General features: G+C 68.9%; 3 protein-coding genes. 1 reads left to right on the top strand and 2 read right to left on the bottom strand.

Features of this window, described 5'->3' with window-relative positions; genetic code table 11:
• Positions 1-1,030: alpha/beta fold hydrolase (locus JYJ84_RS30965; RefSeq protein WP_205189903.1), on the top strand; the 1,030-nt coding region annotated here is incomplete at its 5' end.
• A gap of 17 nt (positions 1,031-1,047) precedes the next feature.
• Here the strand turns inward: JYJ84_RS30965 and JYJ84_RS30970 are convergent.
• Complete coding sequence (locus JYJ84_RS30970) at positions 1,048-2,121, bottom strand: AraC family transcriptional regulator (RefSeq protein ID WP_205185250.1); 1,074 nt, start codon at positions 2,119-2,121, stop codon at positions 1,048-1,050.
• Between the two features lie 209 nt (positions 2,122-2,330).
• The gene (locus JYJ84_RS30975; RefSeq protein WP_122949593.1) at positions 2,331-3,575 is read right to left on the bottom strand and encodes a RhtX/FptX family siderophore transporter; all 1,245 of its coding nucleotides are present in this window, start codon (positions 3,573-3,575) and stop codon (positions 2,331-2,333) included.
• Positions 3,576-3,733: the final 158 nt, after the last annotated feature.

Here is a 3,733-nt window from a genome sequence, read left to right on the forward strand (position 1 = left end):
CGGCTCGCTCCATCACCTCGCGTTCCTGGCCCGCTTGCGTAAGGCCTGCCCGCCGCCGGGCCAGCTCGTGGACGTCGGCGGCCATCGCATCCACGTCCTCGCGGAAGGCCGCGCGGACGACCTGCCGCCGGTCGTCTGGATGTCGGGCGCGCACATGGGCGGCCTCGTCCTGCATCACCTGCATCTGGCATTGCGCGACACGACGCGCTCGATCCTGATCGACCGGCCCGGCAGCGGCTGGAGCGACGCCGGCCCGTATCCACGCTCGACCGCGCGCGAAGCGGAGGAAGTGGCCGAAGCGTTGCACCGCGCAGGCGAACGCGGGCCGTTCGTGTTCGTCGGGCATTCGTTCGGCGGCCTGCTCGTCGCCAATCTCGTGCGTCGCCATCCGCATCTCGCCTGCGGCCTCGTGCTGCTCGACGCGACCCATCCCGACTTATTCAACTACGCGCCGCCGTGCCTGCGTCCCACCGCCATGACGGTGGCCGGCAACCTGAGCGGCCTGCTGCATCTGTTCGGCATCCACATCGATCTCGTCGACGTGCTGGGCCGTCGCCAGCCCGCCGTCAAGCGGTTGCTCGACCTCGTCGAGAGCCGGCTCGCCGAGGCGCTGGCGCTGGGCGCCACGCGCATCGAGATGCATGCGCGTGCCGGGTTCAGCGCCGCGTCCAGCCTCGCCGAACTGGGTGTCGCGCGCAGCCCGCTCGCGGGCTTCGACACGCTGGTTCACGACGGCGAGCTCGGCGAGCTGCCGGTATTCGTCGTCACCCCGCGCGACGCGTCGGAGATGCGGCCCGAGCAGGCCACCGAGAAACACAAGCTGTATCGCCGCATGGGCGTGGACGAAGCCGGCTTCGAGCGCTATCTCGCGCTGATGACCGCATCGCGCAGCCGCTATGTGTCGACGTCGTCGCGAAGCGAGCTGATCCACGCGCCGGCCGGCGACGGGCACAATTTCCCGTACGAATCGCCGGCGTTCGTGGTGCAGGTGGTCGACCGCATGCTGCGCATGCGCGCGCACGTCGCCTGACGCACGCGCATCGCCGTTCAATCGATGGTCGACACGCGGTCGGCCATCACCGCCCCGCCGCGCGCACGCAGCTCGCGCGGCGACATGCCGAAGCGTTTCTGGATGGCGACGGAGAAACTGCTCGGATGGTTGTAGCCCACCGCGTACGCAACGTCGGTGACCGGCACACCCGGCTCGCGCAGGAGTCGCAGCGCCTGCTGCATGCGCAGCTCGTGCGCGTATTCGTGCACGCTCTTGCCGAGCAGCGCGCGAAATCCCGCGCACAGGCTGCTGCGGCTCAATCCGACCTGGCGCGACAGCACATCGAGCGAAGGCGGCGCCGCGAAATGCTCCTGCAGCACCGTCTGCGCTTTCGACACCGCTCGCCGCGTCATGCGGCTCACTTCGCCGTGGCCGGCTTCGTCGCCGGCGTGGCGCGTGGCGTCCGATACCGAATCGATTGCGCGCGCCACGATCTCGAGGCTGCGCCCGTGCAGATAGATCGACCGGCTGCGGCCGTCCAGCGAGCAGTCGCCGATGTCCCGCAGGCACTCGAACAGCGCCGGTGAAATCGGCCCCGCGTGCATGAACGATTCCGTCAGCGTGCCCTCGACGAAATGTCGCAACGGCACCGGCAGCGCCTCTTCCGCCCCGGCATAGAGCGCGCTGAGCGCACTGCGATGCAGGCAAATGCTCGTCACCTGATGATGTCCGCGCTCGGTCACGTCGCCCGCCGGCATGCCATCGGGCTCGGCGACCAGCACCATCGACGGGCCATCGAGGCTGATCTCGCGCCCGTTCACCGCATACGACGCCGCCCCGCTTCGACCGACGCGGATGCGCAACGTGTTCTGTCCGCGCGTGCGCCGCCGCACCACGCCCGCGAAGCGGACGTCGACGGAGGTCATCCAGAAAGCCGGCGATTGCGCGTGGAATTCGGTCTGACCGTCCGCATACGTGTTCGCGTATTCGACGCGATAGTGATGCCCGTTGCCGATCTGGCGGATCACCGTGGACGGGAAATCCGGCACCGACGGATTCGCGGGCGGCACGGCCAGATCGCGGCTCAGCGAATCGTAATCGAGGTACGGGGAATAGAGGTTCTGCAACATCGGTGCGGGACTCCGGTGGCTGCCCCGCCTCCGGCCCGGAAGCGAGGCGCGATTCTCACGATCGCGACAACGCTCCCTTATATCAAGCCGGAAATACCACGCAAAGAACATGTTTACCCCCGCATCCGGCCGCTACCGGCCCGTCGGCGAAAGCGGCCAGCCGGGTCGATACGCGACGCGGAAGCCCGCCATTCAGCACCAACGCGCCGCTACGCAAGCACGTCGCCGGCCACCCCACGCTGCGCCGCCTCCCTTCGCCGCAACCGCATCGCGATCAACACGGCACACACCGCCAGTGCCGCACCGGCCAGAAACCCGCCCGTGTACCCCACCTTCGCGGTGAGCGACAAAATCGTCGACGACGCAATGAGCTCGCCGAGATCGCGCGTGCTCTGCACGGCCGTCACGTCGGTGCCGGCCTGGTCGCTGCCGCCCGCGAAGCGCATGCCGGCCGTCATGATCGACACCGACGTGATCCCGGTCGCCAGCGAGCCGAGTACCGTGCACAGCCATGCCCATGACGGCGACACCGGCAACCACCCGCTAGCCTGCGCAAACCACAGCAATGCCGCCGCGCCCGCAAAGCTCACGCCGGCCGTAAACGCAGGCCACAACCCGAGCCGCCTGACGAGCCACGCGCCGCCGCCGCACCCGAGCACGACCGTCACGATGCCGCCGGCCATCCCGAGTTTCCCGATTGCGTCGAGCGTCCAGCCCGCGTCGTTGAGAAACAGTTTCGACAGGCCGAAGCCCGATACGGCCGTCATCGCCGACAGCAACGCGAGCGACAGCAGCGACCACGAACGAGGCCGCTTCGCGAAGCGCACGAGGCTCGCGTTGTGTTCGGCCTGCACGCGTGCGCGATCCGCATCGCGCGGCAGCACCCACAGCACGCACGCGAGGCTCGCGAGCGGCACGGCGGCCAGCGCGAGAAACGCGGCGCGCTGGCCGAACAGGCCGATCAGCGTCAACGTGCCGGCGCCGCCGCCGAAGAAGCCGATCATCACGCCCGCGATCTGGATCGCGTTGATCTTCGCGAGCGTGTCGCCGCTGAAGTGCTCGGCGGCCATCCCGTCGTTCGCGATGTCCTGCGTCGCGCTCGCCAGCGACGCGATGGCCAGCAGGCCGACCGCCCATCCGGCCGTCGCGACCGTCATCCCGATCTGCGCGAGGCTGCCGAGGCACAGCACGACGAGCGTCTGCATCGGCAGCATCCAGCTGCGCCGCCGGCCGATGCGCGGCGACCAGCGGTTGTCGACGACAGGCGCCCACAGGAATTTCACGACCCATGGCAAACCGACGAGCGGCAGGAACGCCAGTGCGTGAAGCGGCGCGCCGTCGTGGCGCAGCAGGGTCGGCATCGCATCCATCGCAATGCCGATCGGGATTCCCTGTGACAGGTAAAGCAGCGTGATCGTGATGACCAGGCGGCGATGTTCGAGCAGATCGCGCATCGAAGTCTCCAGTTGCATGACATTAAAAAGGTTCGACACCAGCCGGCATGCGCGCGGGCCGCATCGCATCGCGGCGCGGACGGCGCGCGGCACGCAGCAGCAATACGCCGAATGCGACGAGTGCCGCGTCGATCGGCCAGTACACGGGTGCGCCCGCG

The sequence above is a fragment of the Burkholderia sp. LMG 13014 genome (assembly GCF_905232215.1).
Classification (GTDB): Bacteria; Pseudomonadota; Gammaproteobacteria; order Burkholderiales; family Burkholderiaceae; genus Burkholderia.